Origin of the sequence: Embleya scabrispora DSM 41855 (assembly GCF_000372745.1) — a bacterium.
GTDB lineage: Bacteria > Actinomycetota > Actinomycetes > Streptomycetales > Streptomycetaceae > Embleya > Embleya scabrispora.
The window spans coordinates 154,724-179,008 of record NZ_KB889708.1; the positions used below are offsets into that span (position 1 = coordinate 154,724).

Below are 24,285 nucleotides of genomic sequence, written 5' to 3' on the forward strand. Positions count from 1 at the left end.
GAGGATTCCGATTCCGGCGTACGTTCAAACCTGCTGCTCGGGCGGGCCGTCGGGGAGAGGTGGCGCGATGGGGAATGGGCTGGGCGGGGCTCCGATGCGGGGGGCGAGTCGGGCGTCGTCACCCCCACGACCGCTGCGCGCAACGACGTGGTGGGCGGCCGTGACGGTGGTTGCGTTGGCCGTGGCAGCCGGTGATCACTTGCGGTTGCGCCGCGATCGTGCTGGTCGTCACGCTGACCCGAGCCCGACACGCGCGTCGCGCGGAGCCCGTGGCCGAGCGGACGTGGGCGGAACTGCGCCGTAACGGACTCGACTTCGCGAGTCGCACCTCCGTTGCGGTGTGTCTGCCGACCGCGCTCCCGGTGTGCTGGATCGGCTCGACGTACCTGGACTCCGGGCCGCTTTCGGTCGCGCTCTCCCGCGACGAACTCGTCGGCACCTGGCACGCCCCGGCCGGCGCCAGGGTGCCACTCACCGCGGACGGGCTGTTCGCCGCCGGCGGCCTGCCCGGCTCGCAGTGGCAGCACCGCAATCCGGACCACCTGCCCGCACCGACCTCCGAGGACAGGCAACCGAGGGGCACCGCAGGTCAATCGTCCTCCAGCCGGCGCGGCGGCGGGCGACCCACGCAGCGGACCGGAACACGGCTCCCGCACTGCAGGAACCGAGCCGGCACGACGCGGCCGGCGGAATCGGGGCCACGGCGGGGACGGGGCCGGCCGGCACGACGAACGAGAAGCCGACGGCGCAGCACCGCTTCTTGCCGGGCCCGGCCGGTGGCCGGGACCGTGTGCTTGTCCGGGCGGCTTGCATGCGGTGGGCGGCGCAGCGTGGGGTGGGTGGTCGGGCCACCAGTCCCGCATGAACTTCCGTGTGGGCTGGTGCGCGGGGTACTGGTAGGCGGTGTAGGCGAGCAGGAGCGGCAGCCTCTGCGCCGCCGTCGAGCAGAGTAAGCGGGCGGCGAGCGTACCCATACGGCCGCGCTCGCCGCGGCTCTGCACACCTCGGTCGACCGGGTCCGCCGGGCGCTGCCGCCGTCGCCGGCCTGCCGGCTCAGCCGCCGCCGGGCCCGAGGAAGAGCGTTGACGCGGAGTCCGAAGTGGTCGGGGCCGGCGGCCCGAGCGTGGGCCCCCGGCCCCTCCACCGTTCGAGCGCGAGAAGTACAGAGGTTTTGGCCTGTCCGGTGCAACGCAGGTCAGCGGCGGGGTAGCACGCCCAGGAGGGTTGCGGTCAGGGCCAGCTTCAAGGAGTCCTTCAGCTCCAAGTGGAAGCGGGCCAGGTCGGGCTCGGCCTGGTAGGCCGCCTGCAGGCTGGGTGGAGGTGTGCTGTACGCCGACAACGCGCCGGCCATGACCACGGTTTGCAGGCTGAACAGTGTTGCGTTCTCGCCCAGCTCCGGCAGGTACTTCCGGATCAGGGCGGTCATGCTTGTCAGGCGGTCCAGGGAGGCGCGCTTGTAGCGTGCTACGACCTCGACGGAGACGTTGTGTTCCAGGACGCTGCCCTGTGCCCCGAAGAGGTCGCACAGCACCACTCGGCCGGAGAGTGAGCGGCTGAGGATCTCGGCCACCGCTGCCGCTCGCTCGGCCATGGGTAGATCTTCGTCGATGCCGGCGGCCAACTCGCCTGCCAGTTCCGTCAGCCACTCCTGCAGGAAGTGGTCCAGCAGTTCCAGCAGCACCGCCTCGCGAGACTCGAAGTAGCGCAGCACGTTCGGCTTCGCCAGGCCTACCCGGCGGCTCAGCTCGTTCAGGGTGACCGCGGCCACGGGCATCTCGTCGAGCATCGCCGACGCCATGTCGAGGATCGCCCGTCGGCGGATCTCCCGCTGCTCTTCGGTTCGCGCCCGCTGGAAAGTCACGACTGCCAGCCTAGCTTAGGTACCTGCGGTACGTTGACAACGTACCGAAAGTACTTTAACGTCGTCGACACAAGATACCTGCGGTACGTTAGTTGATTGGGAGCCTGACATGAGCGAGAAGTGGACAGCGGCGAACATTCCGGACCAGTGCGGGCGGGTGGCCGTGGTGACCGGGGCCAACACCGGACTGGGGTACGAGACCGCCAAGGCGCTCGCCGAGCGCGGGGCGTCCGTGGTGCTCGCCGTGCGCAACGTCGAGAAGGGCGAGCAGGCCGCGGCCCGCATGACTGGCGACGTGACCGTGCAGGCGCTGGACCTGACCTCGCTCGACTCCGTCCGGACCGCGGCGGCGGCGCTGCGGTCCCGGTTCGACCGGATCGACCTGCTGATCAACAACGCCGGCGTGATGTACACCCCGAAGCAGACCACCCGGGACGGCTTCGAGATGCAGTTCGGCACCAACCACATCGGCCACTTCGCGCTCACCGGGCTGCTGCTGGACCTGATGCTGCCGGTGCCCGACTCGCGCGTGGTGACGGTCAGCAGCACCGGCCACCGCATCCGGGCCGCGATCCGCTTCGACGACCTGCAGTGGGAGCGGTCGTACAGCCGGGTCGCCGCCTATGGTCAGTCCAAGCTGGCCAACCTGATGTTCACGTACGAGTTGCAGCGCCGGCTCGCCACGCACGGCACCACCGTCGCGATGGCCGCGCACCCCGGCATGTCCAGCACCGAGCTCGCCCGCAACACCCCCGCGGCCCTCCGGCTTCCGCTCACCTGGCTCGCGCCGCTGATCACCCAGACGCCGGCGATGGGCGCGCTGCCGACCCTGCGCGCCGCCACCGACCCCGCCGCGCTCGGCGGCCAGTACTACGGTCCCGGCGGACGCAACGAGGTCATGGGCCACCCCCGGCTGGTCACCTCCAGCCCGGAGTCGTACGAGGTAGCCGTCCAGCAGCGGCTGTGGGCCGTCTCCGAAGACCTCACCGGGGTGAAGTTCCCCGTCGCCATCGCGCCGCAACCGAGCCCGACCGCCGCGCCGACCGCCGGTTGATACAGCACCTCGACGGCGACGTGCCCCGCGCTCGGCCCGCCCTCCGCGGTGGCGTCACGGCGTCACGGCGTCAGCACGATCTTGCCACGGGTGTGGCCTGTCCGGCTGGCGTCCCAAGCTGCGCCGACCTCCTCCAAGGGGTACGTGGCGGCGACTTCGACGGTCAGCCTTCCCTGGTCGGCCAACTCGACCAGTTCCGCGAGCTTTGCGCCGTCCGGGCGTACCCAGATCCAGTGGCCTTCGTGCTGTTCCACACTGCTATCGGCGATTGACGCATGTCGCCCGCCCGGGGCCAGCACTGCCAGGGTCGTGTGCAACTGCCCGCCGACGAAGTCGGCAACGGCGGTGACCCCGTCCGGCGCCAGTTCGCGGACCCTCTCGACCAGGCCATCCCCATACGTGACGGGCTCGGCCCCCAGCCCGCGCACGAAGTCGTGGTTGCGCTCGGACGCCGTCCCGATGACTCGTGCCCCGCGTTCGCGCGCGATCTGGACCGCGAGGCTCCCGACCCCGCCCGCCGCGGCGTGGACCAGCAGCGTCTTTCCGCCGCCGACGTCGAGACGCTCCAGCGTACGCAGCGCGGTCAGCCCCGCCAGCGGCAAGCCTGCCGCGCCCGCCCAGTCCAGTGCCGCCGACTTGCGTGCCACGGAGCAGGCTGCGACAGCCACGAGTTCGGCGTATGTGCCGCCATGCACCATGTCCTTGCGGGCGTACGACATGACCTCGTCGCCGATCTCGAACTCCGGGGTGTCGGGTCCACGCGCGACGACGACCCCGGCTACGTCCCAGCCGGGAATCACCGGGAACACGGCATCCATCATGCCGTCGAGCCCGCCGGTCATGAGCTTCCAGTCCACCGGGTTGACGCCGGCCGCCCGCACCGCGATCAGGACCTGCCCCGGACCGCACTTCGGGTCGGGCACCTCCCGGACCGACAAGCCCGAGTTGTCGGTGCCATAGGCGTCGTACGTCACCGCTCGCATGCGAAGGGCCTCCCCTGTCGAAAGTCGCGGGGCGCCGCGGTCGACGCCCTCGGTGGCCGGAGCAATCACCGGACGATCACCGGGCAGTCCGCTGCCGATCGCCCGACCGTCACCGAACAATTCACGCCTAGGGCGCCGCCGGTCGCGACGGTGATCACCACCCGCTCGAACCGCCTCCGGATACCCGCGTCTTCGTCCGCGCAATCACGCCTTCCCCGATCCCCTGCGGCGCATTCGCTCTCCGGGCGAGTCCCTTTTCCGCCCGGGCGCGTACTTGGAAGGACCAACTCGAGGTGTCGATCCCGCTGATGCTTGAACGGCGGCCCGTGCGCGACCCGGTACTCCCACACGACATTCCGACGTCGGAGGCGCGCCGTCGAGCGTGGCCGAGACGTGGATCTTCCAACCCTGCCGGGGCGGTTCCACGTCCTCGGGCCGCAGCACCACCCCCACGCCCTCGGTGTCGCGTCGCCAGTCGGCAGGCAACGCCGGCGTGGTGGCCGCGAATTCGTCGCCCGGCTCGATCACGGCTGGGAGTGTCGTAAGAGATCGGATCCGACCAGCCGGACAGGTGATGGTTGCCCTCCATGGCGCCCCGCCCTCCGCTCGGCTTCCGCTGCCGTGGAACAGCCTCGGTGCCACCGCTTTACCGGCGGTAGCAGGTGTAGACGCTGCCTGCGGTGCGCCCGGGGGGTCGAATCCGTGGCGTCGGATCCGACGATCCCGGAGGCAGCCGGGATCGGCGTCGGCGATTCGCACAGGATCGGGGATCGTTCTTCGTGCGCGGCGACGATCCCCCGGTTTCCGGCCACTGCCTACCGTGATCGTCCGCAGCGGCGCAGGCCGCACTCCGAGGAGGTTTCCCGTGACGGGACGATCCGAATTGCCGGGTACACCGCCCGCATACCGCCGATGGGCACCGGGCGCCGAGTCGGGCGCGGTGCGCGGCACCGGGCACGCCGTGGCCGGGCGTTTCCCGGGAGGCGCGCGATGAGACGCGTCTCGCGTAGGGTCGTGGGGACCCTCGTCCTGGGTCTGGTCGCCGCCGGATGCGGTGGGAGCGGTGGGGGTGGCGCCGCCGGCGACGGCGATACGCTGACCGTCGGGGTCGTCGCCGATCCCGGTGGCCTGAATCCGCTCACCGCGCTGAACGCGAGCGCGTTCATGCTGAACCGCTTCTCCTACGACGGGCTGCTCAACATCCAGCCCGACGGGCGCGTCGTCTCCGGTGTCGCCGAGAAGTGGACGTCCGATCTGACCACCGCGAGCTTCACCCTCAAGCGCGGCGTGACCTGCGACGACGGTACGCCGCTGACCGCCTCCGCGATCGCGGCGCAGTACGCCTACATCGCCGAGCCCGCCAACGCGTCGCCCATGCTCGGCATGATCGTGCCCACCGGCCTCACCGTCTCCGCCGACGACGCCGCCGGCACCTTGACGTTCAAGACGCCGGAGCCCACTCCCTTCCTGCTGCGCAATGCCGCGACGCTGCAACTGGTGTGCCCCTCCGGCATGCGCGCACAGGGCAGGCTGGACCATGCCTCGGACGGCACCGGGCCCTACCGGCTGACCGAGGCGGTACCGGGCGACCACTTCACCTTCACCAAGCGGCAGGGCTACACCTGGGGTCCGGACGGCGTGGACAACGCCCGCACCCCGGACCGGGTGGTCTTCAAGGTGATCGGCAACGAGTCCACCAGGACCAATTTGCTCCTGGGCGGCCAGTTGGACGTCACGACGGTGGTAGGCCCCGACCGGTCCCGGCTGGCCGCGGCCGGGATCAAGTCCACGGCCATGCAGGACCCGCTCGGCCAGTTGTTGTTCAACGAGGATCCGAACCGGGTCACCGCCGATCCGCAGGTGCGTCGGGCGCTGGTCACGGCGATCGACCTCCGGCAGCTCGGCGCGGTCGCCACCGGCGGCAAGGGCGTGCGGCCGACCCGGCTGGGCACCGCGATGTCCCCGCCGTGTCCGACCGACTCGGTCACCGCCAACCTGCCGACCCACGACGTGGACCGCGCCGCCGAGATGCTGCGCACCGCCGGGTGGAAGAAGTCCGGTGGGTACTGGACCAAGGACGGGCGGCAACTGTCCATCGCCGTGCCCTACCCGGGCCTGTCCGGCACCCAGGTCGTCGCGGCGGCCGAGCTGGCCGTCAAGCAGTGGAAGTCGTTCGGCGTGAAGGTGACCCTCCAGCCGACCACGCCGGCGACGAAGGTGTCCACGCTGATGACCGGCCAGTGGGACGTGGCGTGGGCGTCGCTGTCACTGAGCACGCCCGACCAGATGCTCCCCTTCTACTCCGGGACCAAGCCGCCCGAGGGCCTCAACTTCGGTTCCGTGCAGAACCCGGAGTACGAGCGCCTGACCGCGCTCGCGATGGCCAAGCCGGACACCTCGGGCTGTGCCGAATGGACCGCGGCGGAGGAGGAGTTGATGAAGCGGATCGATGTGATCACCTTCATGGACAGCAACGTCCCCTACTTCACCCGAGGCTACGCGTTCGAGGTCGACGGCGGCGGTTTCCTGCCCACATCCCTGCGCCGCACCGACGCGCGCTGACCGCTCGCGCGGAAGCGCAGGTGCCGGCGGGCGCGGTAGTGGGCAGCGGTGTTCGCCAGGGCGGTCGCGGCACCGGACGCCACCCCGGAGTCGTCGGTGTTTCCCGCAGACACGCTGCGGCCGGCCGCCCCGCCGCTCGGGCACCGGCCGCGCCGTGGGCCCGCGTTGTGGAAGAACCGCAGGAGTGGGTTCGCGTCATGGCAGGTCCAGGGCTTTGAGCGCTTGTTCGAGGGAACGCCCTGCGGCATGCGCCGCGGGCACCCGAGTTTGCTGCTGCGGCCGCTCGGCGTAGCGACGCGGTTGATAGTCAATTGCGCCTGTACCGGCTGGGCCGTCGCGGAAGCGTCCACGGCGCGGACCGCTGCGTGATGCAGAGGAGGGCGCAGGGCAGCGCCACAGTCAGCGCGAGTGCGATGGTCTGGGTAACCGCTTGGGCGGTCGGGAAGTGGTCGAGGTGTGAGCTGTGAAACACAAGATGCGGCACGGTGAACACCAGGTTCGCGGCGAGTGCAGTGCGGACCATGGTGGGTTCCAAGGTGACCGCCGCGACGCCGAGGACGAGCACGTAGGCGAGGGTCAGGGCTCCGACGTCGCGCATGAGGTGTTCGTTGTACGGGGGAAGCAGGGACACCCAGGGGTGCGTGCGGCTCGGAAAGTCCTCGTAGAACGCTTTGGGCAGCAGCAGTTGGACCGCACCCACCAGACCTTGCGCGGCGGCAAGGGCAACGAGTCCGGCGCGAAGCCAGAAGCGGGCATTCGTCATGGCGTGCCTCGGTAAACGGGTACGGACCGGCAAAGGTTGCCGGTGCTTGTTCGCGGATTTGGCGCTCTCATCGGCTCCTCCTTCAGGGCTGTCCCTGGCAGGAACCGGGCAGGGCCGCGAAATGTGACAGGATCCCGTCGGCAGTTCCACAAGTGCGGATCGCACGTCGATCACACCCGTACGAGCATGTCCGCCGATACGCGCTCGCGATCTGCGGCTGGTACGACCTGTGGAGGATGGCCGGTGCGACTCCCGTACGATTCGGGGCCGTTCGGTACCGGGTGATCCTTCGGGTATGACAACGACAGCAGTCACGGCGGGCGTGGCGGAGCCTTCGCGCGGGATTCGACTGGCGGCACACGCGGCGGCGTTGTGCGCGGTGCCGTCCGGTACCTGCCGATCCTGGCCTGGGCGCCGCTGCTGAGCGTAGTCACGTGGGATTAGCATCGGCGACAGCACCCGTGGCAGCGTAACCATCGCGCGTCGTGACAGCGGACGAAACAGTGGCGAGTCCCATCACCGCCCGCACACCAACCGCCACCGCGAAATCACAGGCGTGCGCCGTCGGACCGGCGTGGTCGCGGGCGCCATCCGTTTCGTGGCTCCGTCGACGGTGAACGACTTCAGGTGGATGGGCGTGCTGTCCGGATCGGTGCGGTCGGCGATCTTGTACCAGTCCATCTGCACGCGTGCGGCGGTCACGTCCAGCACGCCGCAGCCGTGGGATTCGGCTTCGCCCCATTGCAGGTGCGGGTTCAGCTCGAGGATCGCGGCACGGAGCCGGCGATCAGGTTCCAGGTGGCGGTGCCGCGCGCGAGGCCGTCCTTGAGCCGGCCCATCTGTTCGCGGCCGGTGAGGGTGCGCGCTCGGTCGTCGAGGCCGGGCGGTGTCGGTCGGCGCGACCTGCCGGGAACGGTGGCTGCGCAGGTCGAGCATGGTCAGGTCGGCGAGGGTGCCGAAGGACAGGCGACGCTGTGTGGAGCCGGGCACCGCCCGGCGTGCCGGGAGCCATTCGAAGTACGCCTGTTTCGCCGCCGCGACGCGGTCCGCCCAACTCCCCTCGGACGCCGGGTCGTGCTCGTCCGCGCCCCCGGATGACCGCAGCGCTCGCCGCGTCCCGATCCGAAGGCATCCTCGACGCGGGCACGCTCGCGTGGTTCGACGTACTCGTACTCGCCGTCGCCATCGGGGACACCACCCGTTCACGCCGCGCCTACCCGGCCACGCTGCACGACCGCGCCGAGCACGCCGAACGCACCCGCGAGGACGAAGCCGCACGCCGGGTTGCCGCCGAGCGCGTGCGCATCGCCCGTGACCTGCACGATGTCGTCGCCCACCACATCACCCAGGTCAACGCCCAAACCGGCGTCGCCCGGCATCTGGTGCTGACCGACCCCGAAGCCGCCCACCAGGCGCTGGGACAACCGAAGGACACCAGCCGGGCCGCGCTGGACGAACTACGCGCCACCGTGGGCCTGTTGCGGAAAGAGGGGGGCGCCCATCCACGCACCCCCTCGCCGACCCCGGCCGATCTCGACGACCTCGCCGAGTCGTTTCGCCGCACGGGGCTGCCGATCGAAATCACCGTCACCGGCACGCCGCGGCCGGCGACGCCGTCCGTCGAACTCGCCGCGTTCCGCATCACCCAGGAAGCGCTCACCAACACGGCCGAGCACGCCGGACCCGCCACCGCCCACCCGGCGCCGGTCGGTGCGGGCCGGCGTGAATCGCGTAGCCGAGCCGGTAGCTGCGTCTCGGCGGTCCCGGGCCGGCGGCCACCTCGCGCAGCGGCGAAGGCCCCACGTGCCGGACAGCCGGTTCCGAAAGCCCGAGCAAAACCCCTTGCCCAATGGTCAAGAAGTGTTGACCATTAGTCCATGCCTACCGATGATCTTCCCGAGACGTTTCACGTCACCACTGAAGAACAGCTACGCGCCGTCTCCAGCCTCACGCGCCACCGGATCATGGCGGTGCTCCGCTTCGAACCGGCGACCATTACGCAGATCGCCGAGCGGATGGGCCTCGCGAAAGGCAGTTCCAGCTATCACGTGCGGCTGCTCGAGCGGGCCGGCCTGGTGAAGGTGGTACGGACGCGGAAGGTGCGGGGGGTTACCGAGCGGTACTACGCGATGGCCGCGCGGTCGATCATGCTGCCGGATCCGGGCGAGGGAGGGCCGGATGTGCTGATGCGGCATGCGGTGGCCGACCTGGAGGCGGCGCCCGTGGAGAGCGAGCGGCACGTACGGATGGCGCATCTGCGGCTCACCGGGGAGCAGTTCACGGAGCTGGGGGCGCGGCTGCAGGCGCTGGCGGACGAGTACCGGGAGCTGTCCGATCCGTCGCTGCCGGACGCGTCGCTCGTCTTCGCACTGTTCCGGCCGGCATCGCACCGGGAGGCCGAGGGGGACGCCAAGTGACCGCAGATGCAAGGAAGTTTCCGCCCGGGTTCGGACGGCTGTGGAGCGCGCAGACGGTGTCCTCGCTCGGTGACGGGGTGATCCATGCCGCGCTGCCGCTGCTCGCGTTGACGTTGACGCGGGATCCGATGGCGCTCGCCGTCGTCACGGCCGCCGGGACGCTGCCGTGGCTGCTCTTCGGGGTGCTCGGCGGTGCGCTGGTGGACCGCTGGGACCGCCGACGCACGATGTGGGTCGCGGATGCGGCGCGGGCGGTGCTGCTCGCAATACCGGTGGCCGCGGCCGCACTCGACACGCTGAGCATCCCGCTGCTCGCGGCCGTCGCCTTCCTGCTCGGCCTCGGCGGGCTCTTCTTCGACACGGCGGCCACGGCCTACCTGCCGGATCTGCTCGGCCGCGACCCCGCGCTCCTGGAGCGCGCCAACTCCCGCCTGCGCGGTGCTCAGACCGCCATGTCCGGCTTCGCGGGGCCGCCCGCCGGCAGTGCCCTGCTCGCGCTCGGGCGGGCAATTCCGCTGCTCACCGACGCGGTGTCGTTCGCGTTGTCCGCACTGCTCGTACGGTCGCTGCCCGCCGCGCCCCGGCCCGTACCGCAGGCCCGCGAATCACTGCTGCGGCAGGCCCGGGCCGGAGCCTCGTACGTCTTCCGGGATCGGCTGCTGCTCGGGCTCGCGCTCCGTCCGGCCGTCGGGAACATCGCCTTCCTCGCCGTGGAGACCGTACTCGCCCTCTTCGCGCACGACCGTCTCGGCATCGACACCTTCGGCTTCGGCCTGCTTCTCACCGCGGAGGCCACCGGCGGCCTGCTCGGCGCAGCCATCGCCTCCTTCCTCGGCCGACGACTCGGCACCGGCACCGCGCTGACCTGCACGGCCGCGGTCGAGGGGCTGGCCATCCTGGGGCTTGCCGCCGCCCCGAACCCGTACGTGGCCGGGCTCGCGCTCGCCGTCTGCGGAGCGGGCATGGGCGCCACGATGGTGCTCGGGCCCTCCCTGCGGCAGGCGATCGTCCCGGCGCATCTGATGGGCCGGGTCACCTCCACCTCCCGCATGCTCGCCATGTGCGCCGCCCCGTTCGGCGCCTTCCTCGGCGGCCGGCTGGCCACCACGTACGACATCCGCACCCCGCTCTACACCGCCGCCGGCCTCCTCCTCACCATGACCGCCGTCACGGCGACCATGACCAGCAACCGCCGGGTCGAGGCGGCCCTGCGCGGCACCGCCCCGACCGAGCGTCCAGGTCACCCGGAGTCCACGGCGCCCGTCCGGGCCGGTGCACCCGAACCGCCACAGCCCACCGCGGTTTCGGAGCGTTGAACCATCCGAGTCGAGCGGCGAACCGGATGACGCCGGGGCGTGTTGGCCGCCGATACCGCCGGACCCGAACGGGCAAGCCACTGCCGGCCGCTGTCCCGAGCGCCCGTCGGTCGGCATCGATGAGCCGCGTACAAAGCGAACCTCCACATTCCCGGCCGCGTGGTCGACCGCGCGGCCGACGGCTACCGCGGCGAGGGCAAGACGGACGGGGAGGATCATCGTGGTCGGGGCGTTCCCCGACGGGTCGGACCCGAAGCCGGATCGGCTTCGTGCCTTGTCGGCGACGCGTCGACCGGCCGGAGGACACCGCTTCGCGGTGCCGGGCGGGTGCGCTGTGGCCCGATAGGGGCATGAGACATGCCATCGCGGTCCTGCCCGCGTCGCCGCGGCCGGCGCCACCTTCCCGACGGCACGGCACAAGGAGCGAGGCTGGACAACGCCGCGACGGCAGGGGTCGAGGAAGTCCCGGCGACGGTGGGCATCGACACGCATGTGGACGTGCACGTCACCGTCGCGTCGGACCGGTTCGGCCGCCACTCGACATGCTGAGCATCCCGACCACAGGCCATGGGCACCGTCGCCTGCCGAATTCGCACGGACGGGTTGGTCAACGGCTCGCGTTTCGTCGTTGTCGGTGAATGAGATCGGCGACAGCCGCGGACCGGCTCAGGTATGGCGAGTGGCTGGTCTCCCACGTCTCCGAGGCCGAGCAACGGGCCGCGAAGCGGCTGACCAGTGGAGCTGCGATGGCACGGTCGTCGCGGGCGGCAACATAGACGGAGGGTGTGTCGCGCCAGCTCACGTGGCTCGGTATGGCCCCGAAGATCGAGGGCGGTTCCGGACGCAGCAGCTCGATGGCGCGAGTGGCCGCTGGTTCGTCGACGTCGCCGTAGAGGTTCTTTCGAGCATCCGCGGGATCGAGTCGAAGCCGCCCATTGTCGTCGAGGGCAGCGAGCAGCCCTTCGGCGGGGGCACCGGTTTCCTTCGCGACTTCTTCGAGGAGCTGTGCGGGTGATTCACCGACATCGAGAAGCCAGCCGGCCAGGAAGATCAATCCTGCCGCGCCACGGACCGTTCCGGCGGTCACACCTCCGAAAGAGTGCCCGAGCACCAGCGGAGGCTGCTCGGAGGCGGTGACGATGTCCTCGACCAGAGCGGTGCTGTCGACCAGCGACAGCTCGTGGAGGTCGGGCACTTCCACGCTCAGACTTCGGGAGCGCAGCAGCCCGACCAGGTCATCGTAGTGTGCCGGTTGATGCCAGGCACCGTGCAGGATGATCACGTCGGTCATGCCCGCAGGCTACTCCAGGCCAACCGGCACCGTTCGCCTCCGTGCCACCCGGCCGCGGTCTTGTCCGTCGTCGTATTGGTCCGGTCCGCACGGTGGTTCACACGAATCGACGCAGCGGCGACCAGCGTCGACACCGACGCGCACACCGAATCGAATTCCGGTACGAGTGCCGAGACCAACGCCGACAGGCGCGGACGCGGCGACCGCGAACGGCCGCCGCGCCCAAGCTCGTCCGCCTCACCTCACGCGGTCGGGCACGTACCTCCCGGCAGCGTCAACGCCACCCGCGCATGCGACACCACGACGCTCACGCCGGACAACAGTGTGATCCGCAGCGCGTTGACCGTGATCCCCCGACCACCGGGGTCGACCACCCGCTCGTTCACACGCACCGTCGCCACCAGCGGGATCGTGATATCCACGTTGACGTTCGGGTTCACCACCGGCGCCCCGGCCACCCGCAGGTTCGCCAACGTCACCGAACCGCTCGGCGTCGCCCCGCCGTTCGCGTCACCCTGCACCGTGGCCACCGCTTCGACGACGTCCGCCGTGACCAGTCCGCCGAGCAGGTTCACCCCGGCCGTCTCGGCACGCGCGTTCGCCCGCTGCAGGCCGTTCGCGTCGAACGTGCCCTCCGCGCGGGTGGTGACCACGCCCGCGTTGCCGACGACGCCCAGCGACACCGTCGCGACGTTGTCGGTGTCGACCGCCGCGACGTTCGAGCACGTCACGTCGGACGCGGCGATCGGGCCGATGTTCGCGAGCGGGGACTTCAGTGCGGCTCCGTACGCGTGCGCGTCGAAGCGCATCGTGTCGAACACGACGCTCGCGCACCCGGGCAGGCTCACCCCGACCACATTCGTGAAGCCGGCCGCGCAGTTCGTGTACGTCCCGCGTGCCGCCGAGGTCACCTGGACCTGCGCCGTGCAGGATTCCTGACCCGCCGTCAGGTTGCCGGATACGTCGATCGAGCCCCCACCCGCCGGCGCGACGACCGAACCGGCATCGCACGTCGTCGTGGTCACCCCGGTCGCCTTGAGCCCTGCCGGCAGCGCGTCCGAGAACGACCAACCGGGCTTGGCGCCAAGCTCGTTCGTGTTCGTGATCGTGAAGGTCAGGGTCGAGGTGCCACCGGTGAGCACCGGCGTCGGCGCGAAGCCGATGTCGACCTGCGGGCTCGCGTCGACGAGCTTGACGTTGTCGAAGGCCACGTCGTTGCCGGTGCCGCTCGGCTGCTCGTTCACCAACCGGATGCCGGCCCGGTTGCCGGCGAACAGCACGGCGCCGTTGCTGGTGAAGGTGCCGACCCGAGCCCCGCCGATGGTCGTCGTGGCATCCACGCACGCCTCGATCGGGCGCGTGAACGCGGGCCTGGCCTGGTCGCCGTCGAGCAGGTAGAAGCTGAACTTGGAGTGGTTGGCGAAGCAGTTGACTTCGGCGATGTCGACCGAGAACGCGATGAAGCGCCGCCCAGCGGGCAACGGGATCGGGGCCGCCGTCTCCAACTGCACTTTGCCGGCGCCCGGGTTGCCCGCGGTGTACGCCGTCACGGCGTGGTTCGTGGTCGAGGAACCGCCCGACCACTGACCGAGTACGCCCGCGAGGTTCTTGACCTGGGCCCAGTCGCCCGGGACGCACCCGCTGCCGGCGGGAGGCGTGGTCGACGCGGCCGGCGACGTGAGCCAGCCGTTGCACGCGGTCAACCAGGCCGGGTCGGCGGTGTACGTCTCGCCCACCGGCGGACCGCCGATGTAGTTCGTGAGCAGGGTCGGCGTCGCACCCTGGCCGTTCTCGAAACCCTCGGCGAAGATCGCCGCGGGCGCCTGCGGCACACCCGGTGTCCCGGGCGCGGCCTGCGCGCCGCCGACGGCGAACGGTGCGGTCAGACCCGCAACGGCCACCGCGATCGATATACCGACGCTGCCGAAGCGTCCGGTGAGCCGTTTTCTCATCGTGGACATGACGAAACCCCTTACGTCGCAAGGTGTCTGACCCCACGACCCGCCCCACAGGGCAGGCCGAGGACGGCGAGGTCGCACCGAGCGATCGCGGGCACCACGACCGGTCCGGCACGTCGCCTTGAGCAGCACAGCACCCACAGCGCCGGACGACTGCCTCTCGGCGGCCAAACCACACCTACAGGTGACACCGTCGCACGCCGGTGCGCGCACCGAACCGCGCCGCGCACCGAACCGCGTTGCGCACCCCACCGCCGGAGCCGCGCCGCACGCTCGACCTGTGCCCCACCACCCTCGGCGTGGGTGAAGGTTGTCTCAGCGGAGGTTCGCGGGTTCTCGTGAGCAAAGCCGGCGACGGGAAAGTGGTTCGCCCGCGGAGGTCCGGCTGCCCGGGAAGGCCCGCCCGGGCCCCGGCCGAGGTTCGGCCGTGAGTCGTCGGATGTCCCGGCAAGGGGCCTGGTGCACCGAGGTGGTGGCCGAGCAGGCTAGTTTGCTCGGATGAGTCTCCTTGATGATGTGGCCGAGCGCGACGGCTGGCGGTGCTGGGTGTGCGACGAACCGGTCGACCCCGACGAGTCGGTGAACGACCCGCGGGGGCCCAGTGTCGACAGCCGGACCGCCGACCGGAAGGCCAAGGTCGCCGAGCGGCTCGCGCACCGCGGGTGCAACACCCGCAAGGGCGCGGTCAAGGTGGTCATCGCCTGGCCGGACCGCCTGTGCGTAGTCGAACCCGCGCCGCTGATCACCGTTGCCGGGAGGCTGGAGCGCAAGGGCGGCCGCGAGATGGTGGGCCGTTGTCCGACCAGGAAGGACGCCCAGGAGGCGGCGGATTGGTTGGTGGACCGGTTCTCCCGACTCGTACCGGGGCTGCCGGTGACCGCCGACATCGAGGCGGGCGGCGGTCAGTTCCTCGTCATCCTGGCCACCGGCCGCCGCTGACCGCGTACCGCCCCGGCCACCTTGAAGCGGGTGGCGCGGCGAGGTCGAGACGAAGCCGGCGCCGTCGGGGTGTTCGCGGGGATCGCCGGCGCGTTGGAGCCCCGGTGCGGATCGGCCGCGAGGCGATCGCCATGGCCGACGACGAGAAGCCGGACGCCTGTTTCGCGCACGATTTCGTATTCCACGGGCCGGACGGCGACATGACGTACGCGCGACTCCGACTCGGCGTCGACCTCACCGAAGGGCACCGACCGGATGCACGGCCCGTCGAGGCGGGGAGTTGTCAGCGTGTCGGGCCGGTGACCTCCTGGGTGCCGAGCACGGCGAGCAGGTCGAGGAGGGCGGCGCTGTCGGTGCCGAGGGCGGGGGTGAACCAGAGCAGCCGCTGACGACCGTCCTCGCTGAACAGGTTGAGACAGTTGACCTCGATCAGGCCGAGCGTGGGGTGGTTGAGGCGTTTGCGGTCGTCGCGCCGGAACGCGACGTCGTGGTCGGCCCACAGGGCGGCGAACTCGGGCGAGGTGTCGAGCAGCGAGCCGATCATCGAGCCGGCTTCGCCGTCCTTGGCATCTCGTCGGGCGGCGGCGGCCCGCAGGTCGGCGACGAAGGCCCGGGACTGCGCCGCGTGGTCGGCTTCGGGATACAGCCGCCGGGCGTCGGGCTCGGTGAACCACCGGTGGACGAAGCTTGCCCGCGCGCCCCGAAGGCCGGAGTGGTCCCCGAGCAGCGCCACCGCGAGCGGGTTCTGGACGAGGGTGACGTGCAGGTCGGTGATGACCTGTGCGGGGGTCGAGGTCAGGCGGGTGAGCAGGTCGAGCATGCCGGGGTGGACGTGCGAGGCCGGTCCGCCGGACGCGGGCACCGGGCGGTCGGCCAGGTGGTACAGGTACTCGCGCTCGTCGCCGGTCAGGCGCAGCGCTCTCGCCAGCGCGGCGATCATCTGTTCGGAGGGCTGGGATCCGGCGCCGCGTTCGAGTTCGTTGTAGTAGTCCACCGACGCGCCGGCGAGCTGGGCGACCTCGTCACGGCGCAGCCCGGGCACGCGGCGGCGGGGCCCGTGCGGAAGTCCCACGTCGGCCGGGCGGATGCGGGCGCGGCGCGAGCGCAGGAACGCTCCCAGCTCGGTGTATTTCACGGAACCCATGTCCGCCATTGTGCGTCCGGCCGGGCCGGTGACCCAGGGGATGAGGTCCCCTGGTTCCGCCGGTCGGTGCCGCGCATGGTGGAGGACATGACTACGAACCACTCCACAACCTCCCCCCCGCGGGCGTCCGGCCGGGTTGCCGTCGTCACCGGCGGATCACGCGGCATCGGCCAGGCGGTCTCCCTCGAACTCGCCCGGGACGGCCTTGCCGTCGCGGTGAACTACGCCCGCGACGCGGTCGCCGCCGAGGAGACGGTGTCGGCGATCACCGCCGCCGGCGGGCGGGCGATCTCCGCGCGGGCGGACGTGGCGGACGAGCACGCGGTCGCCGCGTTGTTCGATCGGGCGGAGCGGGAGTTCGGCGGCGTGGACGTCGTGGTGAACTGCGCCGGCCGACTCGCTCTGTCGCCCATCGCCGACCTCGACCTGGCGGTGCTCGATGCCGTGCACCGCACCAACATCCGCGGCACCTTCGTCGTGGCACAACAGGCGGCCCGGCGACTGCGCGCGGGCGGCTCGTTCGTGGGGTTCTCGACCTCCGTGGTCGGCACCCGGTTCCCCGCCTACGGCGCGTACGCGGCGAGCAAGGCGGCCGTCGAGTCGCTCACGCTGATCCTCGCCCGCGAATTGCGCGGACGGGACGTCACCGTGAACACCGTCGCCCCCGGCCCCACCGCCACGGACCTGTTCCTCGACGGCAAGACTCCCGAGCAGATCGACCAGCTGGCCGTGGCCCCGCCGCTGGAGCGGCTGGGCACCCCCGAGGACATCGCCCGGGTGGTCGCCTTCCTCACGAGCCCGGCGGGGCACTGGATCAACGGCCAGGTCCTGCGCGCCAACGGGGGCGTGGTGTGACGACGCAGCCCAACGTCGTGGTGGTGCACAACGCCGGTCACATGATCCTCGGCCCGGCCGAGGCGTTCGACGTCGTGCAGCCCGCCGAGGTCTACGAACGTCAACGTGCTGTCCACGCAGCGGGTGAACCGTGCAGTGCTGCCGCTGATGCGCGGCCGAGAGCTACGCCGCCGAGCTGATCAAGCTCGGCGCCGAGACCACCCTCGTGGTTCCCGGCGCCTATCCGAGTGGCACCAACCACTTACGACCGGATCCGCGCGGAGTTCTTCCACCGCATCGGCATCGACGAACTGCCGACCCCCCCCCACGCCGGCCGCTGACCACGCCGGTACCGGTCGGGAAACGGCCCCCTGGCCACGCTTTCCCGGACACATGCTTCCGCGGCACGGAAGAACCCACTCAAGGAGAATCTCAATGACCGTGTCAACCCGCCCGCGTGACCGGCGGGACGGAGGTGAAGAGCCTCTTGTCGCGCAGCATCGCCCACAGCACGTCGACACGTCGGCGGGCGAGAGCGAGAAGCGCCTGAGTGTGTATTTGTCCCTCGGCGCGCTTCTTGAGGTAGTAGTCCCTGGACGGGCCCGGTCGCATCATCGCGGACTGAGCCGACATGTAGAACAGCCAGCGCAAGCGCCGGTTGTAGCGTTTGGGCCGGTGGTGGTTGCCGGTGCGGCGGCCGGAGTCGCGGGGCACCGGGGCCAGGCCGGCATGCGAGGCGAGCCGCCCCGCGTCACGGTAGCCGGACAGGTCGCCGACGATCGCGACGAACTCCGCTCCGAGGATGGGACCCATGCCGGGCATGGATTCGATGATCTCGGCGCGGTCGTCGGCACGGAAGGTCTCATGGATCTCCCGGTCGTTGTCCTTGATCCGCTCGTCCAGGGCCAAGAGCTGGTGGGCCAGGTCGCGCACCAGCCTTGCCGCCCGGCTCTCGCCCGGCAGGGCGATGTCCTGGGACTGTGCGGCCTCGACGGCCTTGGTCGCGATGGTGCCGGCACCGCGGACCTTGCGGCGTTCCAGCCAGGTGGTCAGCCGCTTGACACCGATCCGGCGCAGGGCGGCCGGAGTCTGGTACGCGGTCAGCATCACAACCGGACCCTTGGCCGCCGAGTAGTCGAAGGCCCGCTCAAGGGCCGGGCAGATGCCGACGAGCAGGTCACGGAGCCGGTTGATGAGCCGGACCCGGTCGGCGATCAGGTCGGCCCGGTAGTGGGTCAGCACCTGGAGGGTGCCGACCAGTTCCGGGGGTGTGTCCAGTGGGGCGAAGTCCCGCCGCATGCGTGCCTGGTCGGCGATGACCCGGGCGTCCTTGGCATCGGTCTTGCCCTCCCCCCGGTAGGCGCCGGTCATCCGGTTGACCGTGCGGCCGGGCACGTAGACCACCCGCTGGCCGTGGGCGATCAACAGGGCCAACAGCAGCGTGGAGGCGCGGCCGGAGATGTCCACCGCCCACCGCACCTCATCCGCCCGCTCACGGGCGGTCTCGATGAGCGTGAGGATCTGCGCTTCGTCGTTGATCACCCTCGTCGAGAACAGCGTCTGCCCGTCGGCGTCGACAGCGACCGCCCAGTGGTGCCCTTTGCCGGCGTCGATGCCGACCCATATGCGCGCGTGAGGCGTGCCCACCGTTGCTCCGTTCCTTCACGACCAGCACTCCATGGCCCGAAGAACACTCCGCCGACAGGTCCCTAACCAGCGATGACCGCAGTTCTCAATCAGCAGTCGGAGCGTCCCGGAGGACCGGGCGGCCATTCTCCGGAAGCCATCAACGGCAGACACCCATCAGCCACACCCGGTCCTCCCGGACCGCTTCACATTCTTAGGGAAACACCCATGCCTTTCGCCAACTTCAAGGTGCCCGCAGGCACCGTCACCGCCGAGGACAAGAAGACGATCGTCGAGCGCACCACCGACCTGTTCGCGGAGATCTACGGTGAGCGGGCCCGCCCCACCACCGTCGTGCTGATCGACGAGGTCGTCGACGGCGGCTGGGGCGTCGCCGGCAACGTCTTGACCGCCGCCATGCTCGACGGCGACGCCTGACCTCCACCGCGCGTGTGGGGCTCGGGGCCACGGCGCCGGGCCTCACACGGCCGCGACCCCCACAAACCACTTTCGGACTCGCGGGTACGGGTCACAACGGACTCTCCGTCGTCTGCCTCGCCCGTGCGGCGCGGCGGTCCCGGAGCTCGGCGCCGACCGCGGCGTCGTCGAACTCCCCCCGGAATGGGCCCGGTTCCGGAGCAGACCAAGGTGTCGCCCTCCTGGTGCGTGGCCGTGGGCATGGCCGACCGGTGCGCTGCCGCCTCGTATCCGCGCACCCCCGTGCCGCCCGGCAGCGGCTCAGCGGGTGTCGAACAGGGCGATGGTGTCCGCGTCGGCGAAGTGGGGGGTTTCCACTTCCGCGACCATGAGGGCGGCGATGCCGGCGCGTGGCGCCATGGGCGGGATCATTCGCGGCTTGAACTCCTCGGCGCGGACGAGTCGCCCGTTGCCCTGGTAGGGCTTTGTGGTCAGTGGCCCGGAGTAGACGGTGGTTCCGCCCGCCGCGCGGATGGCGCGGCCGGCGACGTCCTTGGCGTCCCACTCGTGGCGCAGGACGCGCTTGAGGAGGGTTCCGGTGAAGGTGCCGAGCGCTCCTTCGGTGGCCCCCATGCCCAGGGAGGTGAGCCAGACGACGCGGGGCGCGGCCGAGACGATCTCGCGCGCGCCTTCGACGAGGATCGCCGGGTCCTGCTCCTTGGTGATGCCCAGGGCGCTCACGACGACGTCGGCGCCCTCGACGGCGGCGGTGACACTGCCGGCGTCGGTCACGTCGGCCCGGACCACCCTCAGGTTCGCGGCGGCGGGCGCCTCGATCCGTTCCGGCCGGCGGGCCAGGGCCATCACCTCGTGCCCGCGCTCCAACGCGTGCGCGATCACCAGGCGGCCGGTCTGTCCGGTGGAACCGAGTACTGCGATCTTCACGATGATCTCCGGTGGCGGCGCAGGGGGATGAGCGGGGTGCGCGGCAGAGCACTCGCCGGGCGGGGGTCGGCTCGGGGCGGATCCGGACCGGGCGGTGCGGGTCAGCGCGGGTCAGCGCGGGTCGGACAGGACGTCGACGGCTTGGGCGTGCAGCCCGGGAGCGCAGGCCAGGAAGTCGTCGCCGGCCAGGCTCCACGGCTCTCCCCGGGTGTCGGTGACCGTGCCACCGGCCTCGGCGACCAGCAGCGCGCCGGGCAGGAGGCCCGAGCGCACGTCGGACAACTGCCAGAAGGCGTCCATGCGGCCGGACGCGACGTGGACGAGCTGCAGCGTGGCCGGCACCGAGACCCGCACGACCAGGGCGTTGATCAGCATGGCGGTCACCGTGGCGCCCATCCGACGCAGGGCTGCCTCGTCCTCACCGGGCTTGGCCTGGCCGGTGCCCACCAGAGCGGCCCGCAGGTCGGTCTTGGCTGAGGAGCGCAGCGGCTCGCCGTCGAGGAAGGCCCCCCTGCCCCGGAGAGCGGTGTACGTGTCGCCGGTGAGCGGCAGGTGGACCACGGTCAGCAGCGGGGCGTTGTCGCGTACCAGCGTGGCGGTCACCGCCCACTCGCCCATGCCGTGGATGTGGTTGATGTTGCCCTCGGCCGTGTCCACCACCCACCACTCGCCCCCGGGCAGCACGCCGCCGGCCAGCTCGTCCTCGACCCACCGGGACCCGGGACGCATATCGAGCAGCGGCTGCTTGACCAACGCCAGGATCGCCTCGTCGTTGGCGTGAATGGCGCGGACGATCTCGTCGAGGTCACCGGGGCGCGCACCCACGTCGTGGCGCTCCCGCAGATGCTCTCCGGCTGTCTTCACCACGGTCACGGCGCGCTCCAGGACCGCTTCGAGTTCGGAGGTCTCGGTGCTTTCGGTGGCGGCGGTACGGGGCTCGGGGAAGGCGTTCATGGTCGCTCCTGACGCGGAGAGGGATGGGGTTCACGGCCTGTCGGCCGTTCGCTTTTCGACGTTAGGACCGGGCATCATTAACTTCAAATGCAACCTTGTTACGTCTGGATTTACCGTCATGCAACTTGATCTGAATCTGCTCACCGCGCTCGACGCCCTGCTGGAGGAAGGCAGCGTGACGGACGCCGCCGCCCGTCTCCACGTCTCGACCCCTGCGATGAGCCGAACCCTGGGCCGCATCCGCCGGGCCACCGGAGACCGGATCCTCGTCCGCACCGGCCGAACCATGACTCCCACCCCCCGCGCCCTGGCCCTGCGCGCGACGGTGCACGACCTGGTCCAGCAGGCCCGGTCGGTCCTGTCCCCCCACACGGACGTCGACCCGGCGACGCTGGACCGGATCTTCGTCCTGAAATGGCACGACGCCCTGGCCGCGGCGGCCGGCCCCGCCCTGCTCCACTCGTTGCGCGCCCAGGCACCCGGCGTGCGGCTGCGCTTCCTGGCCGAGGCAGCCACCGACACCCACGACCCGCGGCGAGGAGACGTCGACCTCGAGGCCGGATCCGGCGCACCCGCCTCGCCCGAGATCCGCCACGAGATCGTGGGACACGACCGGCTCGTCCTCGCCCTGCGCCCCGCCCATCCGCTGTACCGTGGCCCGCTCACCCTGGAGAGCTATGCGGCGGCCGAACACATCACCGTCTCCCGCCGAGGACGGTTGCGCGATCCCGTGGACGACGCGCTGGAGGCTCGGGGCCTGAGCCGGCGGGTGGTGGTCGCCGCCCCCACGAACGCCACCGCCCTGCAGTTCGTCCGCGGGCAGGACCTCGTCGCGGCGGTCCCGCGCCTCGTCAGCCGTGCGCTCCTGGACGACCTCGGCCTCCGTACCCGACCCCTGCCGCTGCCCATGCCGACCATCCCCGTCCACCTCGCATGGCACCAGCGCTACGACAACGACCCCGCCCACGCCTGGCTGCGCGCACAGGTCCGCATCGCGCTGCACGACGCCTGCGACCCCACCGACGACGACACCGCGGAACACGCGGACTCCCCGAGCCCGGACTGAGCGAGGCGGCCCGGCTCCGGTCGTTCCGCGGTGGTCCCGCGGTGGTTCCGCGGTGGTTCCGCCCCTCGACACACGAAGACCCGCAGCGGGGGCGCGGCAGGGTCGTTCGTGTTCGCGGGCGGCTATCGGGTCGCGGCTGCCGCGTTTCGGATCCAACTGCGGAATTCGATCGCCAGGTGTTGGCAGTGTCCCTCGATCATCGAGTCCGGAGCCGCGGACGGGTAGACGACGCGTACCACCACATCGGCGCCGCCGGCGGTGTCGCGCGCCTGGTGCAGGCAGTACGCGAAGGGGGTGCCGTCGTCCAGGCTCAGCAGCGCGTTCATCAGCGTCACCGGGAAGGACCCGTCGAGGAACGCGCCGACCGACGGGGGCAGTTCGTCGGCCACCGACACCTTGAACCGGGTGAGGTGACCACCGATCGTCTCCACCATGCCTCCCGTGTAGATCGGCGGCTCGACGTAGTGCTCGGGATGGGCGTCGAGGAGCAGCGTCTTGTCCCGGAAGCGGCCGGTGCCGGCCTGCGACCGGAACCAGTCGGCCAGTTCGGTGCCGCCGAGGCCGCGTACGGTGAACTCGGTGCGCGACTCGCGGTACGTGCCGCCCGAAGCCTCGACGAGCCCCTTGTGGAAACGATCGCCGGCGTCTATCCGTTCGGCGAGGAGATCCATCATCACCTGGCCGGCGGCCACGGTCTTGAGGTTCCGCAGGGCACGCCGCGCGGCTTCGAGCTCCCAGCGGTCCACCGCGGACTCGTCGAACGTGCGGCCCATGGTGTGCACGTCGACCGTCACCGGGCCGGACGGCTGTACATCGACTTCGTTGCTCATCGTGTGTTCCCCTTCGTGATTCGACGGACTGCGTCGGGGCCGTAGGGCCGTCGGGGCGACCGGCATACGAGGTGCGTCGACCCGTGTGGCGCAGCCTTCGCCATCACTGTAAGATGCACTCATGCATCTTGCAAACACGGAACCCGGCCCCAAACGCCGCCGACACGGCGCGGAGCTGAAGGCCGCGCTGCTCGACGCCACGTGGGCCGAACTGATGGAACACGGGTATGCCGCGCTCACCTTCGCGGGCGTCGCGCAACGCGCCGGCACCAGCCGACCGGTCGTCAATCGCCACTGGGACACCAGGGAAACCCTCGTTCGTGACGCCATCACCCGCGCCAGTGACCGCTTCTCCCTCGTCGATCCCGACACCGGGTCCCTCGCCGAGGACACCGTCGCGCTCCTCGAACAACTCAACGGGGCCTTCACCGTGTTCGCCGTGACCATGACCGCGCACCTGGCCGCCTACTTCGAGGAGACCGGGACGACGCCCGCCGAACTGCGCACCTCCGTGATCGACCGGAGGTGGGCACTGATCGAGTCCGTGACGCACCGGGCCGTCGAGCGGGGAGAGATCGACGGTTCGAAACTGACCCCACGCATCGCGCGGTTGCCCTACGACCTGCTCAGACACGAAGTACTCATGAACCTGAAACCGATGTCGTCGCCGGCCATCCGCGAGATCGTCGAGACCATCTTCATCCCGCTGGTCGCCCGAGCCGGCCTTTGACGGGGGCGGCACGGGAGCGGCGAGCGAGGGTCGCGCGGTGGGGGTCGAGCGTGCCGTAGCGGCGGCAGGTCGGCGGGGCCTCGCGCTCGATGGCGTGGTTGAGGATGGAGCAGGTGGGCCGTTCGGTGCGTAGGCGGTGCAGGGCGCGTTGCTCGGACACCCACTGGGCCTCGACGATCTCCGAGGCCGGCAGGTCGGAGGAGCCGACCGCGCGGACCGTCCCGGCGCGTACGAGGTCGGTGAGCGCGGAGAGGGCGGAGGGGATCTCCTCGATGTCGGTGTCCGGGTCGGGGTGGTGGATCTGTCGATGTGGTCGGTCCGCAGACGGCGCAGCGAGTCCTCGACCGCCGTGACGATCCAGCGGCGTGAGCTGCCGCGGCGGTTGGGGCCCTTGCCCATGGGGCCGTTGAACTTGGTGGCCGGTACGACGTCGTCGCGGCGCCCCTTGGGGGCCTTGCCGACGATCTCCTCGGCCTCGCCGTAGCCGTACACGTCGGCGGTGTCGACGAAGTTGATACCGCCGTCCGGCGCGCGGTGGACCATGCGCACGGCTACGACTTCGGCATCACCGTCGAACCCCCTCACCAGTGGGCCT

The 24,285-nt window shown here is 70.9% G+C and carries 22 protein-coding genes and 3 pseudogenes; 11 read left to right on the forward strand and 14 right to left on the reverse strand.

Annotated elements, in window-relative coordinates:
* Nucleotides 1-1,195: 1,195 nt before the first annotated feature.
* Nucleotides 1,196-1,861 (reverse strand): TetR/AcrR family transcriptional regulator, encoded by a 666-nt coding sequence (locus tag A3IC_RS0141600; protein WP_020555986.1) that lies wholly within the window; start codon nt 1,859-1,861, stop codon nt 1,196-1,198.
* A 109-nt stretch (nt 1,862-1,970) separates the two neighbouring features.
* Between A3IC_RS0141600 and A3IC_RS0141605 the strand changes: the two genes are divergently transcribed.
* Entirely contained in the window at nt 1,971-2,915 is a 945-nt protein-coding gene (locus A3IC_RS0141605) for an SDR family NAD(P)-dependent oxidoreductase (RefSeq protein WP_020555987.1), read from the forward strand.
* A 62-nt stretch (nt 2,916-2,977) separates the two neighbouring features.
* On the opposite strand, the gene A3IC_RS0141610 is transcribed toward A3IC_RS0141605, so the two are convergent.
* Both A3IC_RS0141610 and A3IC_RS74035 read right to left on the reverse strand, forming a co-directional pair.
* Entirely contained in the window at nt 2,978-3,898 is a 921-nt protein-coding gene (locus A3IC_RS0141610; RefSeq protein WP_020555988.1) for an NADP-dependent oxidoreductase, read from the reverse strand.
* 204 nt (nt 3,899-4,102) lie between these two features.
* Nucleotides 4,103-4,849, reverse strand: a complete 747-nt coding sequence (locus A3IC_RS74035) for a class III lanthionine synthetase LanKC N-terminal domain-containing protein (RefSeq protein ID WP_483782879.1) — start codon at nt 4,847-4,849, stop codon at nt 4,103-4,105.
* 63 nt (nt 4,850-4,912) lie between these two features.
* Here A3IC_RS74035 and A3IC_RS0141615 point away from each other — a divergent pair, with 63 nt between their 5' ends.
* A complete protein-coding gene (locus A3IC_RS0141615; protein ID WP_020555989.1) occupies nt 4,913-6,460 on the forward strand; it encodes an ABC transporter substrate-binding protein in 1,548 nt (515 codons plus the stop codon).
* 307 nt (nt 6,461-6,767) lie between these two features.
* On the opposite strand, the gene A3IC_RS59625 is transcribed toward A3IC_RS0141615, so the two are convergent.
* The 3 genes and pseudogenes from A3IC_RS59625 to A3IC_RS73835 all read right to left on the reverse strand — a co-directional run bounded on the left by A3IC_RS59625 (nt 6,768) and on the right by A3IC_RS73835 (nt 8,429).
* Nucleotides 6,768-7,223, reverse strand: a complete 456-nt coding sequence (locus A3IC_RS59625; protein WP_063744950.1) for a hypothetical protein — start codon at nt 7,221-7,223, stop codon at nt 6,768-6,770.
* A 516-nt stretch (nt 7,224-7,739) separates the two neighbouring features.
* On the reverse strand, nt 7,740-7,934 hold the full coding sequence (locus A3IC_RS73830; RefSeq protein ID WP_020555991.1) for a hypothetical protein: 195 nt from the start codon (nt 7,932-7,934) through the stop codon (nt 7,740-7,742).
* 44 nt (nt 7,935-7,978) lie between these two features.
* A pseudogene (locus A3IC_RS73835) lies at nt 7,979-8,429 on the reverse strand (alkaline phosphatase D family protein).
* Here A3IC_RS73835 and A3IC_RS59630 point away from each other — a divergent pair.
* The 3 genes from A3IC_RS59630 to A3IC_RS0141645 are packed head-to-tail and all read left to right on the forward strand — an operon-like array spanning nt 8,318 to nt 10,956.
* Entirely contained in the window at nt 8,318-9,097 is a 780-nt protein-coding gene (locus A3IC_RS59630) for a sensor histidine kinase (protein WP_020555992.1), read from the forward strand. The pseudogene A3IC_RS73835 and the gene A3IC_RS59630 sit on opposite strands and share 112 nt — an antisense overlap.
* A gap of 3 nt (nt 9,098-9,100) precedes the next feature.
* Nucleotides 9,101-9,640: an ArsR/SmtB family transcription factor gene (locus tag A3IC_RS0141640; RefSeq protein WP_026219336.1), complete on the forward strand. Its 540-nt coding sequence runs from the start codon at nt 9,101-9,103 to the stop codon at nt 9,638-9,640.
* Nucleotides 9,637-10,956 carry an MFS transporter gene (locus A3IC_RS0141645; RefSeq protein WP_026219337.1) on the forward strand — a complete coding sequence of 440 codons (1,320 nt, stop codon included), beginning with the start codon at nt 9,637-9,639 and terminating at the stop codon, nt 10,954-10,956. Before A3IC_RS0141640 ends, A3IC_RS0141645 begins: the two co-directional genes overlap by 4 nt.
* 607 nt (nt 10,957-11,563) lie before the next feature.
* On the opposite strand, the gene A3IC_RS0141650 is transcribed toward A3IC_RS0141645, so the two are convergent.
* Complete coding sequence (locus A3IC_RS0141650) at nt 11,564-12,247, reverse strand: alpha/beta hydrolase (RefSeq protein WP_020555995.1); 684 nt, start codon at nt 12,245-12,247, stop codon at nt 11,564-11,566.
* Between the two features lie 242 nt (nt 12,248-12,489).
* Nucleotides 12,490-14,208, reverse strand: coding sequence for a choice-of-anchor P family protein (locus A3IC_RS0141655; protein ID WP_020555996.1), 1,719 nt, complete (start codon nt 14,206-14,208; stop codon nt 12,490-12,492).
* Between the two features lie 495 nt (nt 14,209-14,703).
* Between A3IC_RS0141655 and A3IC_RS0141660 the strand changes: the two genes are divergently transcribed.
* Nucleotides 14,704-15,144 carry a hypothetical protein gene (locus A3IC_RS0141660; RefSeq protein ID WP_026219338.1) on the forward strand — a complete coding sequence of 147 codons (441 nt, stop codon included), beginning with the start codon at nt 14,704-14,706 and terminating at the stop codon, nt 15,142-15,144.
* Nucleotides 15,145-15,427: 283 nt separating this feature from the next.
* Here the strand turns inward: A3IC_RS0141660 and A3IC_RS0141670 are convergent, their stop codons facing one another.
* A complete protein-coding gene (locus tag A3IC_RS0141670; protein WP_020555999.1) occupies nt 15,428-16,297 on the reverse strand; it encodes a helix-turn-helix transcriptional regulator in 870 nt (289 codons plus the stop codon).
* A 78-nt stretch (nt 16,298-16,375) separates the two neighbouring features.
* On the opposite strand from A3IC_RS0141670, the gene A3IC_RS0141675 reads away from it, so the two are divergent.
* Together A3IC_RS0141675 and A3IC_RS71860 are read left to right on the forward strand one after the other, a co-directional pair.
* Complete coding sequence (locus tag A3IC_RS0141675) at nt 16,376-17,143, forward strand: SDR family oxidoreductase (RefSeq protein ID WP_026219339.1); 768 nt, start codon at nt 16,376-16,378, stop codon at nt 17,141-17,143.
* A gap of 17 nt (nt 17,144-17,160) precedes the next feature.
* Nucleotides 17,161-17,384: pseudogene (locus A3IC_RS71860) on the forward strand (oxidoreductase); the annotation flags it as partial.
* A 182-nt stretch (nt 17,385-17,566) separates the two neighbouring features.
* On the opposite strand, the gene A3IC_RS0141685 reads toward A3IC_RS71860, so the two are convergent.
* On the reverse strand, nt 17,567-18,769 hold the full coding sequence (locus A3IC_RS0141685; protein ID WP_020556002.1) for an IS110 family RNA-guided transposase: 1,203 nt from the start codon (nt 18,767-18,769) through the stop codon (nt 17,567-17,569).
* A 207-nt stretch (nt 18,770-18,976) separates the two neighbouring features.
* Between A3IC_RS0141685 and A3IC_RS0141690 the strand changes: the two genes are divergently transcribed.
* Nucleotides 18,977-19,186 (forward strand): tautomerase family protein, encoded by a 210-nt coding sequence (locus A3IC_RS0141690; protein ID WP_020556003.1) that lies wholly within the window; start codon nt 18,977-18,979, stop codon nt 19,184-19,186.
* Between the two features lie 300 nt (nt 19,187-19,486).
* Here the strand turns inward: A3IC_RS0141690 and A3IC_RS59635 are convergent, their stop codons facing one another.
* Together A3IC_RS59635 and A3IC_RS0141700 are read right to left on the reverse strand one after the other, a co-directional pair.
* The gene (locus tag A3IC_RS59635) at nt 19,487-20,110 is read right to left on the reverse strand and encodes an NAD(P)-dependent oxidoreductase (RefSeq protein ID WP_020556004.1); all 624 of its coding nucleotides are present in this window, start codon (nt 20,108-20,110) and stop codon (nt 19,487-19,489) included.
* A gap of 111 nt (nt 20,111-20,221) precedes the next feature.
* Complete coding sequence (locus tag A3IC_RS0141700; RefSeq protein ID WP_020556005.1) at nt 20,222-21,064, reverse strand: inositol monophosphatase family protein; 843 nt, start codon at nt 21,062-21,064, stop codon at nt 20,222-20,224.
* 118 nt (nt 21,065-21,182) lie between these two features.
* Here A3IC_RS0141700 and A3IC_RS0141705 point away from each other — a divergent pair, with 118 nt between their 5' ends.
* Entirely contained in the window at nt 21,183-22,130 is a 948-nt protein-coding gene (locus A3IC_RS0141705; protein ID WP_020556006.1) for a LysR family transcriptional regulator, read from the forward strand.
* A 122-nt stretch (nt 22,131-22,252) separates the two neighbouring features.
* On the opposite strand, the gene A3IC_RS0141710 is transcribed toward A3IC_RS0141705, so the two are convergent.
* Nucleotides 22,253-22,960, reverse strand: coding sequence for a hypothetical protein (locus tag A3IC_RS0141710; protein WP_020556007.1), 708 nt, complete (start codon nt 22,958-22,960; stop codon nt 22,253-22,255).
* Nucleotides 22,961-23,081: 121 nt separating this feature from the next.
* Here A3IC_RS0141710 and A3IC_RS0141715 point away from each other — a divergent pair, with 121 nt between their 5' ends.
* Nucleotides 23,082-23,690, forward strand: a complete 609-nt coding sequence (locus tag A3IC_RS0141715; RefSeq protein WP_020556008.1) for a TetR/AcrR family transcriptional regulator — start codon at nt 23,082-23,084, stop codon at nt 23,688-23,690.
* Nucleotides 23,691-23,742: 52 nt separating this feature from the next.
* On the opposite strand, the pseudogene A3IC_RS66015 reads toward A3IC_RS0141715, so the two are convergent.
* Nucleotides 23,743-24,278 (reverse strand): annotated as a pseudogene (locus A3IC_RS66015) (aldo/keto reductase); the annotation flags it as partial.
* Between the last annotated feature and the right edge of the window lie 7 nt (nt 24,279-24,285).